Consider the following 19,914-nt stretch of genomic DNA (forward strand, 5'->3'; position numbering starts at 1 on the left):
ACACATAGAAAGTTTCGGGAAAAAAACCTTCTCGTAACGTGGGGTCGCAAGATTATAGAGAAGTTGAGGTCAAAGATCGACCCTTAAATGTGATTCAAATTGGGTTTTTCGAGGCGGTGGAAAATGCCGGGTGGCGGCTGCGCCTTACCCGGCCTACAAGTCCCCCTTCACAGGGAGAGGGTGGCATTTATTATGGCATATGCTCAAGCTTCAGGTATTCCTCGCTCTGCATCTCCTGCAGGCGCGAGAGGCAGCGCTGGAACTCAAACTTCAGCCGCTCCCCCTGGTAGATCTCATATAAAGGTACCTCGGCGCTGACCACCAGCTTGACGTGACGCTCATAAAACTCGTCCACCAGCGCAATGAAGCGCCGTGCTTCGCTCTCCATCAGCCGGGTCATCACCGGCACATCCAGCACCATCACGGTGTGGAACAGACGCGAAAGCGCAATGTAGTCATGCTGACTGCGGGCATCAACGCAGAGCGTCGTAAAGGAGACCGCCAGCGTTTGGTTCTCAACACCGAGGGTGGGTAACGGGCGATGGTTAATCTCAAGTTCCGGGGCATGCTCGCGTTTTGCCCCCGCCAGCGCCAGCCACAGTTTGTCCATCTGGCGGGTGGTCTCGGTATTTAACGGTGAAAGCCACAGGTGCGCCTGGGTCAACGTGCGCAGGCGGTAATCCACCCCGGCATCCACGTTCATGATGTCGCAGTGCTGCTTGATGGCGTCAATCGCAGGCAGGAAGCGAGCCCGCTGCAGGCCATTGCGGTACAACTCGTCCGGCGGGATATTCGAGGTAGCAACCAACGTAATCCCGCGGGCAAATAACGCTTTCATCAGGCCGCCTAACAGCATGGCATCGGTGATATCAGAGACAAAAAACTCATCAAAGCAGAGCACGTCCGTTTCCGCCTTGAATCTGTCGGCCACAATCTCCAGGGGATCGCTTTTACCCTGCAGCGCCGTCAGCTCTTCATGCACCCGCAGCATAAAACGATGGAAGTGCAGACGCTGTTTACGCGACCCCGGCAGGCTCAGATAGAACAGATCCATCAGCCAGGTTTTTCCCCGCCCGACACCGCCCCACATATATAAACCGCGCACCGGCGTGTGCTCTGGTGGCGCTTTTTTACCGAGTAACCGCCCAAACGCCGCCTTTAGCCCACTGCTCTGCTCTGTTTCAGCGGGTCTGGCCGTGAGCTCCTGATAAATCATCTCCAGACGGCTCACCGCCTCACGTTGAACGTCATCCGGCTGATGCGTGCCCTCGTTAAGGGCCAGTTGATATCGTGATGCAGGGGACAGGTTTTGCATAATCTTATTGTTATTCCTTCAATTAACGCTCATCAGCAGGCGTGACTGATGAAAAAAAGGCCGTTCTACACTACGCGATGATACGTCAGGATTCCACTTCTGCGGAAATAGCGGTTATAGTGGCATTATCAGGCACAGGCAGGAGCCGAGCCAACACCCTACGGAACAACAAGACAACGGGAGAAGTTCATGACCTGGGAATATGCGCTAATCGGTTTAGTCGTCGGCATCGTCATTGGTGCTGTGGCCATGCGTTTCGGTAACCGCAAATTGCGTCAGCAGCAGTCACTGCAGTACGAACTGGAAAAGAACAAAGCCGAGCTGGAAGAGTATCGTGAGGAGCTGGTCAGCCACTTTGCCCGTAGCGCCGAGCTGCTGGACAACATGGCGACCGACTATCGTCAGCTGTATCAACATATGGCCAAAAGCTCCAGCAGCCTGCTGCCGGAAATGACGGCGGAAACCAACCCGTTCCGCAACCGTCTGGCAGACTCTGAAGCCGGTAACGATCAGGCCCCTGTCCAGATGCCTCGCGACTATTCAGATGGCGCGTCCGGCCTGCTGCGCGGCGGTGTAAAACGCGATTAATCGCACAACCTGAATTTATTTTACGGGCGCAGCGATTGCGCCCGTCCTTTCTTCATGACCCCAGCTATCATTTAGTTAAACACCTCATTGTTCAGCGGTTTAAAATTCAATAACATCAACGTGTTTTTAGGGCCGTTTTTCCTTTATTCCAGGTTACGAGAGTCAACATCGATGAAGAAAAAAAACCAGCTGTTGAGCGCTATCGCGTTAAGTGTCGGGTTATCTCTCTCGGCGTCCTTCCCCGTAGTGGCCGCCATTCCCTCCCAGGTGCCCGGGCAAGCGGCCGTTCCAAGCCTCGCCCCCATGCTGGAAAAAGTGTTGCCGGCGGTCGTTAGCGTACAGGTTGAAGGCACGGCCGTACAAAGCCAACGCGTCCCTGAAGAACTGAAAAAATATTTTGGCGATGAGGCTCCCGACCAGCAGGCTCAGCCTTTTGAAGGCCTGGGTTCAGGCGTCATTATTGATGCAGCCAAGGGCTATATTCTGACTAACAACCATGTTATCAGCCAGGCTGATAAAATCAGCGTTCTGCTTAATGATGGGCGCGAGTTTGATGCCAAACTGATTGGCGGCGATGACCAGAGCGACATCGCGCTGTTGCAGGTGCAAAACCCCAGCAACCTGACCCAGATTGCCATCGCGGATTCCGACAAACTGCGCGTCGGTGATTTTGCCGTCGCCGTGGGCAACCCCTTTGGTTTAGGGCAGACCGCGACGTCCGGGATCGTCTCGGCGCTGGGCCGCAGCGGCCTGAATCTGGAAGGGCTGGAAAACTTTATCCAGACCGATGCCTCAATCAACCGAGGGAACTCCGGAGGGGCATTGCTCAACCTTAACGGTGAGCTGATTGGGATCAACACCGCGATCCTGGCCCCGGGCGGCGGCAGCATTGGGATCGGTTTTGCTATTCCGAGCAATATGGCCAAAACCCTGGCGCAGCAACTCATCCAGTTCGGCGAGGTCAAACGTGGGCTGCTGGGTATCAAAGGAATGGAGATGAGCGCGGATATCGCGAAGGCGTTCAATATTAACGTGCAGCGCGGGGCGTTCGTCAGTGAAGTGCTGCCAAACTCCGGCTCGGCAAAAGCGGGCGTGAAGTCGGGGGACGTGATCGTCAGCCTGAACGATAAACCGCTGAGCAGCTTTGCAGAACTGCGCTCGCGGATTGCCACAACCGAACCCGGCGCCAAAGTGAAGCTGGGCCTGATCCGCGACGGCAAGCCGCTCAGTGTTGAAGTGACGCTGGATAAGAGCACCTCTTCCTCCGCCAGTGCGGAGCTTATCGCTCCAGCGCTGCAGGGGGCTACGTTGAGCGACGGGCAGTTGAAAGACGGGACGAAGGGGATCACCATCGACACCGTTGAGAAGAGCAGCCCTGCCGCGCAGGCCGGATTGCATCAGGATGACGTTATCATTGGTGTAAACCGTAATCGCGTGCAGTCCATTGCTGAACTGCGCAAGCTGCTGGAAAGTAAACCGGCTGTGATTGCCCTGCAGGTCATGCGTGGCAATGAGTCTATCTATATTCTGTTGCGCTAAGCATTTGCGATCCCGGACATCACCGCTGCGTGTGATGTCCGGATAACTCATGTTATGCTGCAAATCGTTCCTTTTTTCACGACACGCGCATCATGCTTTTAAAGCTCTTACGTTCTATTGTCATCGGTTTGATTGTCGCTGGCCTGCTGCTGCTGGCGCTGCCGTCTTTACGTCAGTTCAATAAACTGTCGGCTCCCCAGTTTGATAGCACGGATGAAACACCGGCCACCTATAATCAGGCCGTTCGCCGTGCCGCACCTGCCGTCGTCAACGTCTATAACCGTGGTCTCAATACCTCAGCCCATAACCAACTGGAGATCCGTACCCTCGGCTCCGGGGTGATTATGGACGAGCGGGGCTACATTATTACCAACAAGCACGTGATTAACGATGCCGATCAGATCATCGTCGCCCTGCAGGATGGCCGCGTGTTTGAGGCGTTACTTGTGGGTTCGGATAGCCTGACCGACCTGGCCGTCCTGAAAATTAACGCTACGGGCGGTTTACCGGTTATCCCGATCAACCGTAAACGTACCCCGCATATTGGTGACGTCGTACTGGCTATCGGCAACCCTTACAACCTGGGCCAGACCATCACCCAGGGGATTATCAGCGCGACCGGTCGTATTGGCCTCAACCCATCGGGACGGCAGAACTTCCTGCAAACCGATGCCTCAATCAACCACGGTAATTCCGGTGGCGCGCTGGTCAACTCGCTGGGTGAGTTGATGGGCATCAATACCCTCTCGTTCGATAAGAGTAACGACGGAGAGACGCCGGAAGGGATCGGTTTTGCCATTCCGTTCCAGCTGGCAACCAAAATTATGGATAAGCTGATCCGCGATGGCCGTGTGATCCGCGGCTATATCGGTATTGGCGGCCGTGAAATTGCGCCTATGCATACCCAGGGCGGCGGTATCGATCAGATTCAGGGCATCGTGGTCAACGAGGTGGCACCGGGTGGTCCGGCGGCTAACGCGGGAATTCAGGTCAATGATGTCATTGTGTCGGTCAACGGCACGCCGGCGGTTTCTGCGCTGGAGACCATGGACCAGGTAGCAGAAATTCGCCCGGGTTCCATCATCCCTGTTGAAGTCATGCGCAACGATAAGAAACTGACGCTGCATGTGACCATTCAGGAATACCCGGCCACCAACTGACAGCCATAAAAAAACCGAAGCCAGTAAGTGCTTCGGTTTTTTTGCCGGGTGGCGCCAACGCTTACCCGGCCGACAAAAGCGGGTTCGTTTTACTTGTTAACGAACTCTTCGCCCAGGGTGATATCTTTCTTCAGCGTATCCAGCATGCCTTCCATCGCGTGTTGTTCAAACGCGCTCAGCGTGCCAATCGGCTTACGCTCTTCGATACCGTTTTTACCCAGCAGCAGCGGCTGAGAGAAGAAACGAGCGTGTTCGCCATCACCTTCAACGTAAGCGCATTCAACCACGCCTTTCTCGCCCTGCAGCGCGCGAACCAGTGACAGACCGAAACGCGCAGCCGCCTGGCCCATAGACAGGGTCGCAGAGCCGCCACCCGCCTTCGCTTCCACCACTTCGGTGCCCGCGTTCTGGATGCGTTTGGTCAGATCAGCCACTTCCTGCTCGGTGAAGCTCACGCCAGGGATCTGTGACAGCAGAGGCAGAATGGTGACGCCAGAGTGCCCGCCAATAACCGGGACTTCAACCTCAGTTGGCTGTTTGCCTTTCAGCTCAGCAACAAACGTGTTGGAGCGGATGATATCCAGCGTGGTCACGCCGAACAGTTTGTTCTTGTCGTAAACACCCGCTTTCTTCAGCACTTCTGCCGCGATAGCAACGGTGGTGTTCACCGGGTTAGTGATGATACCGATGCACGCTTTCGGGCAGACTTCTGCGATCTGCTGCACCAGGTTTTTCACGATGCCCGCGTTGACGTTGAACAGGTCTGAACGATCCATGCCTGGCTTACGCGCCACGCCTGCAGAAATCAGCACCACGTCTGCACCCTGCAGGGCAGGACGCGCGTCTTCACCGGAGAAGCCTTTGATTTTTACAGCGGTCGGGATGTGGCTCAGGTCAACCGCCACACCTGGGGTTACCGGAGCAATATCGTACAGGGAGAGTTCTGAGCCTGAAGGCAGTTGGGTTTTCAGTAGTAGGGCAAGCGCCTGGCCGATACCACCAGCAGCGCCGAGGACTGCGACTTTCATCCTAAACTCCTTATTATGGTTAACTTAAGTATCTGTAAATCCGTTGCGGCGACCATAATTCAGCAAGTGTTTAATTACAATTTTCGTAGCTAAAGAATTTGAGGTCGCGCGACTTTATCTCTCTTCAGAAGGCTCTGATGACAGACGGCAACGCATTAAGAGGGGGTTACAATACACCCTGCCCCGCCACCAAAACAACATCATTTTGATAACATTTAATTTACTTTTAAGCTTATTTGCGTGGCGTGACCCAGGCATGTTTTCTGATAACGAAATCTGATAAAATCACTCCCTTTCATAACATTATTTCAGGCTGCTGCCTGGTAGATAATTTGCATAAAAATTCATCCACATGCATAATAATGTTGTTTCTATCGTCATATTCCGGGTGACTTATGCGAAGCTCGTCTAAGCAAGAAGAATTAGTCAAGGCGTTCAAAGCGCTACTCAAAGAAGAGAAATTCAGTTCTCAGGGAGAAATTGTTCAGGCGCTGCAGGAACAAGGCTTCGATAACATCAATCAGTCGAAAGTCTCCCGCATGTTAACCAAGTTTGGTGCGGTACGTACCCGCAATGCCAAAATGGAGATGGTCTATTGCCTGCCTGCGGAACTTGGCGTGCCAACCACCTCCAGCCCGCTCAAGAACCTGGTTCTCGATATCGACTACAACGACGCTGTTGTGGTGATCCACACAAGCCCGGGTGCTGCGCAGCTGATTGCCCGCATGCTGGACTCGTTGGGTAAAACGGAGGGTATTCTCGGCACCATCGCCGGTGATGACACCATCTTTACCACTCCGGCTAACGGATTCTCGGTGAAAGACCTCCACGAAGCGATTCTGGTGCTGTTCGAACAGGAACTGTAATCCTCTCTCCCCGTAGCACCGCTGCGGGGATCGTTCTGCTCCCCCTCTTTTTCTCCCGCTATTCCACTGCCCCTGCTTTGACAAATAGTGCTTTTTACCACCCTTTAACATTCACTTGGTGAATGATAAATCAAAAAATCGCACAAAATATCAAAATCAAATATCCATATGATTTAATTAGAGATAACCACGCTTAGCGAACAAAAAACATTCAATCTTATGCGTTTTGGTTATTAAAAAAAGACCGGTTAACACGTAATAACAACAGAAACCATTAGTCTGGTATTAATTTTTTCCGTTATTAGTGTATACTTGATTTTGTGATGAGGGTCACGAAACAAGACCCCACTAAAAAATTCGACGAGGTAAAGAATCATGAAAATCAAAACCACTGTAGCGACGCTGAGCGTCCTGTCTGTCCTGTCATTCGGTGCTTTCGCAGCGGACTCCATCAATGCCGAACAGGCGCAATCCCGCCAGGCAATCGGTACGGTTTCTGTCGGCGCGATCGGCACGTCTCCGATGGACATGCATGAAATGCTGAACAAAAAAGCGGAAGAACAGGGTGCGTCATCCTATCGCATCATTGAAGCGCGTTCAGGTGACCACTGGCACGCTACTGCTGAGCTGTATAAATAAGTTTTAGTAATAACTGAATACGTAAATCTCCACTCAACGGCACCAGGCATAAAAATAGCGGTTCAACCCTTCTCGCCGTTGAGCAAAACCTCTTCAGGAGTAAAGACTATGAAAACTAAATTGATCATCGCAACCCTCGGTCTGGCATCGGTTCTCTCTTTCGGCGCAAGCGCAGCCGTTCAGCAGGTGAACGCAGACCAGGCACAAAATCTGCAGCCTATGGGCAGTGTGTCCGTAACATCCGTTACCGGCTCGCCGATGGATATTCGTTCCGAACTTGCCGCCAAAGCTGAAAAAGCAGGCGCCAGCAGCTATCGCGTCACCGAACTGAATCAGGGTGACCACTGGCATGCTACGGCAGAACTGTACAAATAAACCCTCGTCGTATCTCATCATACGACTTGCCCCTGGCCTCATGGTCAGGGGCTTTTTTTATCTCTTTCAATGCCGCGCGTTAAAACGCAGTTGCCCTTCCAGCTCTTCTTCCGCCTCATCGAACAGTAATATCAGTGCGCCAAAACGTCTGCGCAGCTTATCGGGCAAATGGATGAACTCGATCTCCAGCGGTAGCGGCAACAGGCTACCGGTCACCACATCCCACAGCGTATCCAGATTCGTCACGCTTTGCCGTTCAAGATCAAACACCCGGATAAATTCACGATAGAAGTCTTCCTGACTGTCGATCTCGTCAAAATCAAAGGTATAGGTTTTCATTGCCAGCCACCCAGTCCAGGCGAGCGGCATCTGCCGCCCTGTCTATTATAATCCCCCGATATGCAGGGTTTTCACTTCCAGATACTCTTCCAGCCCCAGTACGGAGCCCTCACGTCCCAGCCCTGACTCTTTGACGCCACCAAATGGCCCCAGCTCCGTGGAGACGGCGCACTCGTTAATGCCAATCATCCCGCTCTCGATGGCCTGCGAAACGCGGAATACCCGCGAAAGGTTCTGGGTGTAGAAGTAAGCCGCCAGCCCATACGGCGTGTTGTTGGCACGCTGGATCACTTCATCTTCCGAGGTAAAACGGAAGCAGGCCGCCACGGGGCCAAACGTCTCTTCTTCTGCGAGTTTCATCCCTTCATGGCAGTCACCCAGTACGGTTGGCATCCAGAAGTTCCCGCCCAGCGGGTGCGGTTTGCCGCCCGCCAGAACGGTCGCGCCCCGGGCAACAGCATCCTCAACGTGCTCGCGCACTTTGTTCACCGCCGAAGGTTCGATCAGCGGGCCAACGACAACCCCCTCTTCCAGGCCATTCCCGACCTTCAGCGCCGTGACCGCATCGGCCAGTTTATTGACAAACTTGTCGTAGACGGTTTCCTGAATATAGAAGCGGTTAACGCTGACGCAGACCTGCCCGGCATTACGGAATTTATTGGCGATGGCCCCTTTAACAGCCGCGTCGATGTCCGCATCCTCAAACACGATGTACGGCGCATTTCCCCCCAGCTCCATGGAGACTTTCTTCATGGTTTCTGCGGCGTTACGCACCAGCGTTTTGCCAACGGCGGTCGAACCGGTAAAGGAAATTTTGCGCACCTCCCGGCTTGCCATAATCGCATCGCTGATCTCATGCGTATTCCCGGCCACGGCGTTGAGGACGCCGTCAGGCACACCGGCCTGTTTTGCCAGCGTAAGCAGCGCAAAAGCACTGAGTGGCGTGTTATTTGCCGGTTTGATGACCCCGGTACATCCCGCAGCCAGGGCCGGGCCTAACTTGCGGGTGAGCATCGCCATCGGGAAGTTCCACGGCGTAATCGCCGCAACCACACCCACGGGTTCCCGGGTCGCCAGAATGCGCGAGCCGGGTTTGATCGGCGGAATAATTTCCCCGTTTGCGCGCTTGGCTTCTTCGGCAAACCACTGGATAAAGCTGGCAGCGTACTCTACTTCACCTTCCGCTTCTTTCAGGGGTTTACCCTGCTCGGTCGTCATTAACCGACCGAGCCAGCTTTTATTCTCAATAATCAGCTCGTACCAGCGATAGAGAATGGCAGAGCGCTCCTTCGCGGTTTTGGCGCGCCATGCCGGGAAGGCTTTAGCGGCCGCTGCGATAGCGTCTTCGGTTTCCGCTTTGCCGGCTTTCGCCACTCTGGCGATGACCTCACCGGTCGCGGGGTTCAGCACATCAAACGTGGTGTCCAACGTTTTCCAGATCCCGTTGACCAGATAACCGGTCTGAAAAAGGATGTGGTCCTGTAGCGCCTGGGTCGTCATATGCCCTCCCTTTCTGAAGTGTAAGAACATGCTGGAATTAAGTATAGCCACAAAAAAACCGACGCTTTTGGCGTCGGCTTTTTTACCTCAGTCAGTTATCAGTGAGGGCATTCTGGTAGCGATGCAGCATAAAGACCAGCCGTCCTACCGGCTCGGTCACCTGAGGCGGTGCTTCCCAGATCTTAAGCTTCTCCTGGTAGATATCGAGCTCTTCCAGCAGCTGCGTAAAGTAACGACGTCGTTTGTCATCACTGCTGGCGGACAGCACGTGGTCGGCAGTGCGACGCAGCTGACGGTGCCAGGCCGACAGATCGTCGTTAATCGGCACCGGCGCGTTACGCAGGCGCTGGTGTGCAATGATCATGGTCAGCGCCAGGCGGAACTTGGCGATATCGCCCGGGAACTTGTTCAGCAGTAAAAACAGTTGCTGATAGAGTGCGGGCAGATGGTTCTCTTTCCGACGCGCCGTATTGGTGGTCATGGACGAGACGGCAGCCGATACAAACTGGTTCAATAACACGCGTCCCGTTCTTGCCTGTGAGTTATCCCGTACCAGCAGAATAACCATCATCGCCAGGAAACAGCCCACCAGCTGGCCTAACGCGCTGTCGAGAAACTGGCTGAAATGGAAGGTCATCGGGTTATCCAGCACAATAATGTTAATCGTGCTCGCCAGCGCCCCCAGCGATCCGAGACGTCGTTTTTGCACCTCAATGCCGATAAAGAACGCCATTACCGCCAGGCTAATACAGAGCAGCAGCATACTCTGCTGGGTAGACGGAATGATCACCAGGAAGTAAAGCGCACCTATCGGCAATGCGGCGATGGTACCGTACAGGAAATCAATGGCGACCATACGCGGGTTAGGCAGGCGCATCGCAAGGGCGGTAACGACGGCAATCATCACCATCGCGCCGCTGCCGGAGGTCCAGCCCGTCCACAGCCAGAACAGCGTGCCGAGCATGCAGGCCAGCGTCGTACGCCAGAAGTTGACCATCGCATGATGACGCTCGGCAGATTCTGCCTTGATCACCACTTCCCCCTGCAGCACCTCTTCTTCCGCCGCGCTGATTTTGGTGTTACCGATCACGCCACGTTTCAGCAACAGGTAGCGCGTCGCAGCGCCGACCCAGGTGTAGATCGTCACGGGCGTATCGCGCTCCCCGGTCCAGGCGATGACCCGGCGCATGCGCTTAAGCTGCTTGTGCACGTCCTGCACCGTTTCCACCGGTTCGGCAAACAGTTCGCGGAAGGTATCAGTGACCGCTTCCGGTCGGGTGTTTTGAATGAGGTAAGTTTCGCATGCCTGGGTAATCAGCGTTAAGGAGACGGTATTGAGTGCTTTAAGGCGACGGTTGGCGCGCGCCCAGCGCGACGACTCCATATTGAGGTTGCTGCGCATCCCTTCCAGGGCCTGCGTCCGGCGAACCAGACCGCTCCAGGCTTTATCTACCTCTTCACTGTCACCGTGCTTAATGCATAGCTGCATCAGCTGGTACTGGGCCACAATCAGCGCGTCGAGCTCGCGATCTACTTCCTGTTTAATGGAGCGCGGAGAGAAAAGCAGGTCAGCGACAATGGCGCTGACGATACCAATCACAATCTCACTGCAGCGTTCAACCGCAAACTGCGGCGCGAGCAGCGGCTCGGACTGAATGGTGATGACAATAATCAGCGCGGTATAGCCCGCCAGTCCCCAGGCATAGGAGTTCTCGACTTTCACCAGCGAGGAGATCCAGGTGCAGAACCCCGCCCAGATGCAGCACACCATCAGCATCAGCAGCGGCGTGCGGATCATCAGAATAATAATGGTGAGTGCCGCGAAACAGCCGATGAACGTCCCGATGATACGCAGCATCCCGCGATAGCGGATCGCGCCTGAATAGGGCTCCCCACCCGCGGCAAAGGCTGGGCCCGCCGCGACAATCGCCGCCGTCAGCACCGCCCAGCGAGGGGTTTCAAGCTGGAAGTGGAAGCCCACAAACAGCGCCAGCACAATGGCACACGCCAGCTTCACAGCGAAGCGAATGTGCTGGCTGGCGATGGAAAAGATACCCATACCGGTTAACCAAACTCGCGCAGGCGATGGGCAATTTTACGGAAGAATGAGTCCTGGCTGGCGTCCCGGTCTTTTTCCCCGGTGATCACCACCGTCGCCGTGGTACCGGCAGGCCACACATTACCCTGCTGTTCGTCCAGGTGGATACGCACCGGCACACGCTGGGCCAGACGTACCCACTCAAGGTTGGAATCGACGGTCGCCATCCCTTTTGCATCGTTAGAGCTGCTGGAGTTGGTCACCCCTGCCGCGACGCTGTCCACGGTACCTTTAAAGACGCGGTTGCTGCCAAGCGGCGTGATTTCCGCCCTAAAACCGGGACGTACGCCTTCCAGCTTGGTCTCTTCCATATAGGCGAGCACGTAGAAGGAGTTCTGTTTCACCAGCGCCACAGCGGTTGAGCCGCGGGTGATAAATTCCCCGGCATAGACATTCAGGTTGGTCACCCAGCCGTCAGCGGGCGCACGGATCACGGTGCGCTCCAGATCAAGCTTCGCCAGATCGCGCGTCGCCTGCGCTTTCGCCAGCTGGTGCAGTACGGTTTGCAGCACGTTGTTGGACTGATCAATCTCTTCGCGGGACATCGCCTGAACGCCCAGCTGATTACGACGCCCTGCCTCACGACGTTTCTCTGCGGCCAGCGCCTGGTAATAGGCCACATCCGCTTCCGCTTCTTCCAGCGCCTTCTGGTAACGCGGCTGGTCGATGGTGAACAGCACCTGGTCTTTCTTCACTAACTGGTTATCGTGAACGTTAACCGCCGTGATAAGCCCGGCCACATCGGGAGCGATCGCCACAACATCCGCGCTGAAACGCGCGTCACGCGTCCACGGCGATTCGGTGTAATAGACCCAGGCGCGAAAAATAGCGATGAACGCGAGGATAACCAGCGCCATGGTGATGGCGGTGCGGGAGATTTTTCTTGTTAGTGTTTTCACATCAACCTCAGACAAACATGCGCGATATCAGGTAAAACAGGCAGCAATACAGCGCGGTATTGAACAATGCAGGATGCCAGACGAAATCGTAGATCCCGGTAGGAACCAGCACCTTGCGCACCAGCCAGAAAATCGCCAGTGATAAAAGCAGCTCGAAAAATATCGGTGGGAACGACAGACCGAACACCACGATAACGGGAAACAGACTCATGTTGACCTTGATAAGCGAGAGTGCAGGCTTCAGAATTTTTTAGCGTACGCCACCGCAGGAGAGCAAGAAACGCCGGGCGGGAATGGCGCAGCCGTTATGTAATTAATAATATATTAACGTAACTGTTATGCTGTTATCTATAATATGTGATCTAAATCACTTTTAAGCCAGAGTGAACAATGGAACGTTTAAAACGCATGTCGGTCTTCGCCAAAGTGGTTGAACTGGGCTCTTTTACCGCGGCGGCACGCCAGCTTCAGATGAGCGTCTCATCCATCAGCCAGACAGTGTCCAAACTGGAAGATGAGCTTCAGGTCAAGCTGCTCAACCGCAGTACCCGCAGCATTGGGCTGACGGAAGCGGGTAAAATTTACTATCAGGGCTGTCGCCGCATGCTGCATGAAGTGCAGGATGTTCACGAGCAACTCTACGCCTTTAACAACACGCCTATTGGCACCCTGCGCATTGGTTGTTCTTCAACTATGGCACAAAATGTTCTCGCCGCCATGACCGCGGATATGCTGAAAGAATACCCTGGGCTGACCGTCAATCTGGTGACGGGTATTCCGGCGCCGGATCTGATTGCCGACGGGCTGGATGTGGTGATCCGCGTCGGTGCATTACAGGATTCCAGCCTGTTCTCGCGTCGGCTGGGCAGCATGCCGATGGTGGTCTGCGCCTCAAAAAGCTATCTGGCGCAGTACGGTGTCCCTGAGAAACCCGCCGATCTCAGCAACCACTCGTGGCTGGAGTACAGCGTGCGGCCCGACAATGAATTTGAGCTGATTGCCCCGGAAGGGATCTCCACCCGACTGCTGCCGGAAGGCCGGTTTGTGACCAACGACCCGATGACCATTTCGCGCTGGCTGGTGGCCGGGGCCGGGATCGCCTACGTGCCGCTGATGTGGGTGATCAACGAGATCAACAGCGGCGTGCTGGAGATCCTGTTCCCGCGCTATCAATCCGATCCGCGCCCCGTGTACGCCCTGTATACCGAAAAAGACAAGCTGCCGCTCAAGGTACAGGTATGTATTAACTATCTGACCGACTATTTTGTGGACGTAGCAGAGCTGTTTCAGGGGATGCGGGGAAGAAGAAAGGAATAAGTGATTAATTTCTGAAATATCCGCGCCATTAATATTTCAGGATGAAGCAGACCTTCATCCAGGAATATTCTTTTGCCACTATCAGGAATAGCGAATTGACACTGCCGCCGTCTGGCCTTTACCTTAATAACAGTCTGGCATTCGGACTGTTATTAATTTGTTGCTGATTTGAATAATAAAATGTATTCCGCAGGATGACGTTAAACAAGGAAAAGAAATGAATATATTTGAACAAACACCGCCGTCACGCAGGCGCTATGGACTCGCCGCGTTCATCGGTTTGATTGCAGGGATTGTCTCCGCGTTTGTCAAATGGGGTGCCGAGGTCCCCCTCCCGCCACGAAGCCCCACCGATTTATTCACCGCCGCCTGTGGGCCGGAGCAATTAATAAGAGCCGCAGGTCAGATAGATTGCTCTCGTAATTTTTTAAACCCACCTTATGTTTTTTTACGCGACTGGCTGGGCGTCGTTGATCCTAACGCGGCGGTTTATACCTTTGCCGGACATATATTTAACTGGGTTGGTGTAACACATATTATTTTCTCCGTTGTCTTCGCGGTGGGATATTGTGTAGTTGCTGAAGTCTTTCCGAAAATTAAACTCTGGCAGGGTTTGCTGGCGGGTGCGTTAGCCCAGCTTTTTGTTCATATGATCTCCTTCCCGCTGATGGGGCTGACACCACCGCTGTTTACACTTCCCTGGTATGAGCACGTGTCAGAGATCGTGGGTCATCTGATCTGGTTCTGGTCGATCGAGATCATTCGTCGCGATTTACGCAACCGCATCACCCACGAGCCGGATCCGGAGATACCGCTGGGTCACTTACGTTAAAAAAAAGGCGCTACCCGGTAGCGCCTGTTTTTTATGTGAACGCAGGTCAGGCCGTACCGCCTACCGTCAGGTTGTCCACTTTCAGCGTTGGCTGGCCCACGCCAACCGGCAGGCTCTGGCCCTCTTTACCGCAGACGCCCACGCCGTTATCGAGCCTGAGATCGTTACCGACCATGGAGATCTGCTGCATGGCTTCAATACCGGAGCCAATCAGCGTTGCGCCTTTCACCGCTTTGGTCACTTTACCTTTCTCGATCAGGTACGCTTCTGACGTGGAGAAGACGAACTTCCCGGAAGTGATGTCCACCTGGCCGCCGCCAAAGTTTGGCGCAAAGATACCGTAATCAACGGATTCGATAATCTCCTGTGGCGTCGATTTGCCCGGCAGCATATAGGTGTTGGTCATGCGCGGCATTGGCAGGTGCGCATAGGATTCACGACGACCGTTACCCGTTGGCGCGACGCCCATCAGGCGCGCGTTGAGTTTGTCCTGCATGTAGCCTTTCAGCACACCGTTTTCAATCAGCACATTGTACTGGCCTGGGGTGCCTTCGTCGTCGATAGCCACCGAACCACGGCGATCGCGCAGAGTGCCGTCATCCACCACGGTGCACAGCTCAGAGGAGACAAGTTGCCCGATCTGACCGCTGAATACGGACGTACCGCGGCGGTTAAAATCGCCTTCCAGACCGTGTCCTACCGCTTCGTGCAACAGCACGCCCGGCCAGCCGGCACCCAGCACCACCGGGAATGACCCCGCCGGTGCCGCGACAGCATTCAGATTCACCAGCGCCATGCGCACGGCTTCTTTTGCCCACGCGTCAGCGCGCGCTTCACCGTCAACATCCCCCAGGAACCAGTCATAGCCGAAACGACCGCCGCCGCCGCTGGAGCCGCGCTCGCGTTTGCCGTCATCATCGACCTGCACGCTGATGGAGAGACGCACCAGCGGACGCACATCCGCCGCCAGCGTACCGTCAGTGGCCGCAACCAGAATCAACTCGTACACACCGCTCAGGCTGGCTGAGACCTCCTGCACGCGTTTATCGGCAGCACGCGCCACTTTGTCTACGCGGCGCAGGATATCCAGCTTCTCTTCACGGCTCATGCTCTGCAGCGGATCGATGGTGGTATAGAGCGCAGAGTGCGACACTTCACCGAGGGTTTTCACGCGACCATCGCCGGTATCGCGCACAATGGTACGCGCGGCCTGCGCGCTCTGCTCAAGTGCGGCCAGGCTAATCTGATCGGCATAGGCAAAACCGGTTTTCTCGCCGCTAACGGCACGAACGCCGACGCCCTGATCGATGTTATAAGAGCCATCTTTGATGATGCTGTCTTCTAAAACCCAGGATTCGTGATAGCTCGACTGGAAATAGAGATCGCCGTAGTCGAGACGGCGTTCGGTCAGTTGACCAAGAATGGAGAACAGGTCCTGATGGCTCAGGCCGTTCGCTGCGAGCAAATGTTCACTTACCAGGTTCAGACTCATCGTATTGCTACTCGTTCGTTGCCGCCCGTGGCGGTATAAAGATCGTATTTATTGAGAGTGAGGCAATTACCTGCCCACGTCAAATCATTGCTGTGCATCTTTGCGCGGCTGGCGCAGCACCTCGTTAATTTGCGGTTTATCCACCGGACCGGTAATGCGGTAGCGCAGAATGGAGACCTTGCTCCACAGCGGCCCCAGCACTTTACTGGCGGCAAACACCGCCGCACCGACAATCGGGTTCACCACAAAGGCCGCCGCCACACCCACGCTGGCGGAAATTTCCGGCGCCACCACGGCTTCCATATCCAGCTCGCGACGCACGAGATTGACCGAGCCTTTCATGGCGATATCCGCTTCGAGGCCGTCCACCAGCGTGTCGTCCGTATGCATCACGCCGTCCTTGATCCACGCTGTACTGCGGATGGAATCGTAGTAGAACCCTTCGCTGAAGGTATCGCTGAAATCAAAGCGCAGCTTACGCAGCAGCGCATCAAAGCTCAGCAAGCGCAGGATCTGCCCTGCACGCCCCGTGCTCACGTCAGCGATTTCACCTTTGCCGAAGCGGGTTTTCAGAATGCCGTTCAGCGAGGCCTCATCCGGCTTCCACGGTGCGTCACGCCAGTGAAGATCATAATCGACGTCAAATGACGAACCGCGCAGCGGTGTACTGATACCAAAGAAATTGGTGGCCGCATCCAGTTTGTTACCTTTAATGTCGCCTTTCAGAGACGTACGTTGTTCACCGGGATTATTCACCCATTCCCCTGCGGCAGTCATGCGACCAAAACCGGTATCAACCAGGCCGCCGGAGAGCTTCAGCGTGTTTCCATCAATGGCGAAATCACCGTCGATACGGCCATATTTTTGCCCCCACAGCCAGCACTCCGCACAGCGCAGCTGGAGATCGGGCCAGCCGCTAAAATCAACGCGGGATGTCTTGCTCAACGGCGATGTCTCGGCTGGCGAGTTTTTCCCGCTCGTGCTTGCCGGGTTGTAATAGAGATAGCGGATCGCCGCTTGCCATGGGGCGTTATCGCGCATGGTCAGCGTACCGTTGATCTCCCTGCCCTGAGCCTCCACTTTCGAGCCGTTAGCGGTGGGCTGAGACACGATGCTCAGGTTGTTCCACTGCTGCCCGCCCAGCATCAGCGACGGGGTGCGTACGGTAATGGTTTGCGGGAACTGGGCCGATTCATCAACGTTTTGCCCCACACCTTTCTGGAACAGTGCCAGCCATTCTGCACCGTCCATTGGCGGGAGATTAAGCTCAATGCCCGACTGCTGCGGCAGCGGTGGCGTGGAGCGGCTATCCGTCGTCCAGATGGCTTTATCGAGGGTGAGCTTGCGGTTAAGCAGCCAACGGCTGTTGAAGTGGTTCATCCCGCCCGCGTTTCCGGTCAGCTCGAAGCTGTTCAGGTTGCCGTCAACGTTCAGCTTCACCGGCAGCGGCTGTCCGGGCTGTTTATCCAGCGGTGCAGGCAGCTGGCTCTGCAGGTTTTTCAGATCGCCCGTAATGTCGACCTGATAACGCGCCTCCGCGTGATAAGGCAGATCGATTGCAACTTTGCCCTGCCAGGCGACCGCGCCATTCACTGACGCCTCAATCGGCTTCGGAAGGACATCCATGCGCGATGGCTGCCAGTTACCGTCCAGATTGACGGCCACCTGATACGCCTTTTCCCCCTCGGTCGTCGAGAAGTCAATCTTCACGGGCTGATTAAACCAGCTGGCGGTCAGCGGTTCGCTTTTCAGGTTACCGTTCTCAAAACTAAACTGCCCGCTGAGGTTTTTCAGGGTGCTCTCAAGGGGTTTGATATACAGACTGTTATTCTTCAGACGGACGTCGCCTTTGGCGGTAGTCATTTCGCCGTCCAGCGGAATATCAAGATGTAAGCGAGCATTCACATCGCCATCAAGCTGGAGTTGCTGCAGCGTCGCCGCCAGCGACGCTTTTAACGGCGTCTCCTCAAAATAGGGCCCCACGGCTTTACCCGGACCGTTGATGTCGGCATCAATCAGCAGTTTTTCTTTTGAATAGTCGGGGATGTTTGCCGTCAGGTTGCTGGCCGTCACGCCACCCAGCGCCACGTTGTCCGACTTCATCCACAATCCGTCATTGAGGAAATTAAGTTCAATGTCCAGGTTTTTCAGCGCGGGCCAGCCCGGCTGGAACGCGAAGGTGGCGTTGTGTAACGGCACCAGTACCTGGAACTGACCTTCATTATGTTTGTACGGGAAAAGATGTGGATTGCCACCGTAGACCAGCGTGGCATTATCGGCCTGACCGCCCTGAATGGCACCGCTCAGATAGTCTACCAGCGCTTTACCCATCAGGTTTTCCGGGAAATAACGCCAGGCCTGAGAACCATCAGTGGTACTGATCCCCGCCAGGATCCCCAGCCAGGGTTCATCACCTGCTGGCTGCAGATAGCGGAAATCGCCACGGGCATGTACGGCTTTGGCTTTAACGTCGATATGGCGGCCATCAAGCTGGAAACCTTTATCGTTACGGAGCCAGTTAAGCACCGCGTTGCCCTGTTCAATTTCCAGCGGCGCGCGGAACACCGTCTCGTAAGGCATTCTGGCGTCGTGCATATCAACCGTCAGCCGGCCGTCTTCCACGCTGCCTTCCAGCTTGCCGCTAAAGTGTTCGGCCCCCGGCAGCAGCTTCCACTGCTTCCAGGCAAGATCTTTCCACGAGGCCTGAAAACGGGTCTTTTCCGTTGCCTGTAGCGGGATGTCGAGCGCAAGGGCGTCTATCTTCCCGCTCGGCTGTGTGGCCAGCCAAATCTCACCGAGATCCGGGGAGAGCTTTGCGGCCATCGAGCGCAGGCCTTCAATGGCACCGAGATCCAGATTGCTGGCGCGGATGCGCAGTTCATCGCTGCGTTTGTTTGCCACGCCGCCGACATCCTGCTCCGGCATCCAGGCCAGCTTCAGCGCGCCGCGCGGCCAGGCCTTGCCGTCCATGGTGATACGCGTATCCGGAATGGCGAACTGCCATCCCTCTTTCTCCTGGGTCACGTGCGCCGTGAGGTTATCGACGGAAAGCTGGTGCTGCTGGTTTTCACCTTTCCAGCTTGCGCCTCCCTGCTTGAGCCAGATATCCCCGCTGGCAAATTCGCCTTTCGTCAAGGTCAGCCAGCCTTCAAGGCTGAAACGGGCGGTTTCCAGCTGCATATTCTGCTGGATCCACTTCCCCAGCCACGGCTTCACATCCACATCGTCGGCCTGCAGCCAGACTTTGCCGTTGTTGAGCAGACCGTCATCATCCCGCAGATCCATGCGTACCTGCATGACGCCGTGCTGACCGTTCAGGCTGGAGAGACTCACCTGCCCTTCAGCGCGGTGCCGGTTTCTGCCATTGAGCCAGGTCAGCTGTGGGATCGCCAGTTCCGCGCGCTGTCCAGAGAGGGTAATAAAGCTCACCTCGCTGTCGCGCAGATCGAAATGATCGAACTGGCGCAGGAAAAGATCGCTAAAACGGTTGGCCTCAAGCCCCTGACTGCTGTCGCCACCCGAGATGGGGGTATTGGTCAGAAACTGGAGCTGATAAAAGGTGAGATCGCGAAACTGCCAGCGCAGATGCAGCAGGCTTTGCCAGACGTCGAGCGCCAGGGTCACGCGTTTGATTTTGAGGTGGCCGCCATCTTTCAGGCTGGCATTGATATCCCGGGCATCGAGCGTCGGGCCAAAATTCTGCCAGCTGGCGCTTATCTGGCTGACGTCCACCGGCACGCCGGTGGTGGATTCGATTTTTGCCAGCAGTTGCGGACGCCAACTGTCCAGATGCGGTAAAACGAGGCGTAGCCCGCTCACGAGCAACGCGACAATCACGACCAGCGTTGCCCCTGTAAGCAATAAAATCCCCGGCAATCGCCTCACGCATCTCTCCTTGTCAGCTTTGGTCACACAGCGAACTGCGTC

The 19,914-nt window shown here is 55.4% G+C and carries 17 protein-coding genes; 8 read left to right on the forward strand and 9 right to left on the reverse strand.

Translation table 11 applies throughout. From position 1 onward, the window contains the following. Positions 1–190 precede the first annotated feature (190 nt). Positions 191–1,315 (reverse strand): cell division protein ZapE, encoded by a 1,125-nt coding sequence (gene zapE, locus SP99_RS19825; RefSeq protein ID WP_047959553.1) that lies wholly within the window; start codon positions 1,313–1,315, stop codon positions 191–193. A gap of 189 nt (positions 1,316–1,504) precedes the next feature. Here zapE and zapG point away from each other — a divergent pair, with 189 nt between their 5' ends. The 3 genes from zapG to degS all read left to right on the forward strand — a co-directional run bounded on the left by zapG (position 1,505) and on the right by degS (position 4,602). After that, complete coding sequence (gene zapG, locus SP99_RS19830; protein WP_008502832.1) at positions 1,505–1,903, forward strand: Z-ring associated protein ZapG; 399 nt, start codon at positions 1,505–1,507, stop codon at positions 1,901–1,903. Positions 1,904–2,074: 171 nt separating this feature from the next. Continuing rightward, positions 2,075–3,442: a serine endoprotease DegQ gene (gene degQ, locus SP99_RS19835; RefSeq protein WP_025756671.1), complete on the forward strand. Its 1,368-nt coding sequence runs from the start codon at positions 2,075–2,077 to the stop codon at positions 3,440–3,442. A gap of 92 nt (positions 3,443–3,534) precedes the next feature. Continuing rightward, the gene (gene degS / locus SP99_RS19840; RefSeq protein ID WP_045284728.1) at positions 3,535–4,602 is read left to right on the forward strand and encodes an outer membrane-stress sensor serine endopeptidase DegS; all 1,068 of its coding nucleotides are present in this window, start codon (positions 3,535–3,537) and stop codon (positions 4,600–4,602) included. A gap of 89 nt (positions 4,603–4,691) precedes the next feature. On the opposite strand, the gene mdh is transcribed toward degS, so the two are convergent. Further along, positions 4,692–5,630 (reverse strand): malate dehydrogenase, encoded by a 939-nt coding sequence (gene mdh, locus SP99_RS19845; RefSeq protein ID WP_046889016.1) that lies wholly within the window; start codon positions 5,628–5,630, stop codon positions 4,692–4,694. 395 nt (positions 5,631–6,025) lie between these two features. On the opposite strand from mdh, the gene argR reads away from it, so the two are divergent. From argR to yhcN (SP99_RS19860), 3 genes are all read left to right on the forward strand, one after another. Next, positions 6,026–6,496, forward strand: a complete 471-nt coding sequence (gene argR / locus SP99_RS19850; protein ID WP_025756668.1) for a transcriptional regulator ArgR — start codon at positions 6,026–6,028, stop codon at positions 6,494–6,496. 375 nt (positions 6,497–6,871) lie between these two features. Beyond that, a complete protein-coding gene (gene yhcN, locus SP99_RS19855) occupies positions 6,872–7,135 on the forward strand; it encodes a peroxide/acid stress response protein YhcN (RefSeq protein WP_025756667.1) in 264 nt (87 codons plus the stop codon). A 108-nt stretch (positions 7,136–7,243) separates the two neighbouring features. Further along, positions 7,244–7,510, forward strand: coding sequence for a peroxide/acid stress response protein YhcN (gene yhcN, locus SP99_RS19860; protein WP_045284727.1), 267 nt, complete (start codon positions 7,244–7,246; stop codon positions 7,508–7,510). A 66-nt stretch (positions 7,511–7,576) separates the two neighbouring features. Here the strand turns inward: yhcN (SP99_RS19860) and SP99_RS19865 are convergent, their stop codons facing one another. The 5 genes from SP99_RS19865 to aaeX form a co-directional block, all read right to left on the reverse strand. After that, a complete protein-coding gene (locus SP99_RS19865) occupies positions 7,577–7,849 on the reverse strand; it encodes a barstar family protein (RefSeq protein WP_025756665.1) in 273 nt (90 codons plus the stop codon). A gap of 45 nt (positions 7,850–7,894) precedes the next feature. Beyond that, positions 7,895–9,349, reverse strand: a complete 1,455-nt coding sequence (locus SP99_RS19870) for an NAD-dependent succinate-semialdehyde dehydrogenase (protein ID WP_025756664.1) — start codon at positions 9,347–9,349, stop codon at positions 7,895–7,897. Positions 9,350–9,440: 91 nt separating this feature from the next. After that, positions 9,441–11,408 carry a p-hydroxybenzoic acid efflux pump subunit AaeB gene (aaeB, locus tag SP99_RS19875; protein WP_047959554.1) on the reverse strand — a complete coding sequence of 656 codons (1,968 nt, stop codon included), beginning with the start codon at positions 11,406–11,408 and terminating at the stop codon, positions 9,441–9,443. 5 nt (positions 11,409–11,413) lie between these two features. After that, on the reverse strand, positions 11,414–12,346 hold the full coding sequence (aaeA, locus tag SP99_RS19880) for a p-hydroxybenzoic acid efflux pump subunit AaeA (protein ID WP_045284724.1): 933 nt from the start codon (positions 12,344–12,346) through the stop codon (positions 11,414–11,416). 7 nt (positions 12,347–12,353) lie between these two features. Then, the gene (gene aaeX / locus SP99_RS19885; RefSeq protein WP_003860416.1) at positions 12,354–12,557 is read right to left on the reverse strand and encodes a p-hydroxybenzoic acid efflux pump operon protein AaeX; all 204 of its coding nucleotides are present in this window, start codon (positions 12,555–12,557) and stop codon (positions 12,354–12,356) included. 179 nt (positions 12,558–12,736) lie between these two features. On the opposite strand from aaeX, the gene aaeR reads away from it, so the two are divergent. Further along, entirely contained in the window at positions 12,737–13,663 is a 927-nt protein-coding gene (gene aaeR, locus SP99_RS19890; protein WP_045284722.1) for an HTH-type transcriptional activator AaeR, read from the forward strand. Positions 13,664–13,880: 217 nt separating this feature from the next. Beyond that, positions 13,881–14,495, forward strand: coding sequence for a YagU family protein (locus SP99_RS19895; RefSeq protein WP_047959555.1), 615 nt, complete (start codon positions 13,881–13,883; stop codon positions 14,493–14,495). Positions 14,496–14,541: 46 nt separating this feature from the next. Here SP99_RS19895 and tldD read toward each other — a convergent pair whose 3' ends face one another. Next, the gene (tldD, locus tag SP99_RS19900) at positions 14,542–15,987 is read right to left on the reverse strand and encodes a metalloprotease TldD (protein ID WP_047959556.1); all 1,446 of its coding nucleotides are present in this window, start codon (positions 15,985–15,987) and stop codon (positions 14,542–14,544) included. A gap of 84 nt (positions 15,988–16,071) precedes the next feature. Continuing rightward, complete coding sequence (yhdP, locus tag SP99_RS19905) at positions 16,072–19,872, reverse strand: AsmA2 domain-containing protein YhdP (RefSeq protein ID WP_047959557.1); 3,801 nt, start codon at positions 19,870–19,872, stop codon at positions 16,072–16,074. Positions 19,873–19,914: the final 42 nt, after the last annotated feature.

This window comes from Enterobacter sp. BIDMC92 (assembly GCF_001030225.1).
GTDB classification, from domain to species: domain Bacteria; phylum Pseudomonadota; class Gammaproteobacteria; order Enterobacterales; family Enterobacteriaceae; genus Enterobacter; species Enterobacter sichuanensis.

Excerpts from the sequence above, each read along its gene's own strand:
- zapE (WP_047959553.1), bottom strand. The coding sequence starts at position 1,315 with ATGCAAAACCTGTCCCCTGCATCACGATATCAACTGGCCCTTAACGAG.
- zapG (WP_008502832.1), top strand. The coding sequence starts at position 1,505 with ATGACCTGGGAATATGCGCTAATCGGTTTAGTCGTCGGCATCGTCATT.
- degQ (WP_025756671.1), top strand. The coding sequence starts at position 2,075 with ATGAAGAAAAAAAACCAGCTGTTGAGCGCTATCGCGTTAAGTGTCGGG.
- degS (WP_045284728.1), top strand. The coding sequence starts at position 3,535 with ATGCTTTTAAAGCTCTTACGTTCTATTGTCATCGGTTTGATTGTCGCT.
- mdh (WP_046889016.1), bottom strand. The coding sequence starts at position 5,630 with ATGAAAGTCGCAGTCCTCGGCGCTGCTGGTGGTATCGGCCAGGCGCTT.
- argR (WP_025756668.1), top strand. The coding sequence starts at position 6,026 with ATGCGAAGCTCGTCTAAGCAAGAAGAATTAGTCAAGGCGTTCAAAGCG.
- yhcN (WP_025756667.1), top strand. The coding sequence starts at position 6,872 with ATGAAAATCAAAACCACTGTAGCGACGCTGAGCGTCCTGTCTGTCCTG.
- yhcN (WP_045284727.1), top strand. The coding sequence starts at position 7,244 with ATGAAAACTAAATTGATCATCGCAACCCTCGGTCTGGCATCGGTTCTC.
- SP99_RS19865 (WP_025756665.1), bottom strand. The coding sequence starts at position 7,849 with ATGAAAACCTATACCTTTGATTTTGACGAGATCGACAGTCAGGAAGAC.
- SP99_RS19870 (WP_025756664.1), bottom strand. The coding sequence starts at position 9,349 with ATGACGACCCAGGCGCTACAGGACCACATCCTTTTTCAGACCGGTTAT.
- aaeB (WP_047959554.1), bottom strand. The coding sequence starts at position 11,408 with ATGGGTATCTTTTCCATCGCCAGCCAGCACATTCGCTTCGCTGTGAAG.
- aaeX (WP_003860416.1), bottom strand. The coding sequence starts at position 12,557 with ATGAGTCTGTTTCCCGTTATCGTGGTGTTCGGTCTGTCGTTCCCACCG.
- aaeR (WP_045284722.1), top strand. The coding sequence starts at position 12,737 with ATGGAACGTTTAAAACGCATGTCGGTCTTCGCCAAAGTGGTTGAACTG.
- SP99_RS19895 (WP_047959555.1), top strand. The coding sequence starts at position 13,881 with ATGAATATATTTGAACAAACACCGCCGTCACGCAGGCGCTATGGACTC.
- tldD (WP_047959556.1), bottom strand. The coding sequence starts at position 15,987 with ATGAGTCTGAACCTGGTAAGTGAACATTTGCTCGCAGCGAACGGCCTG.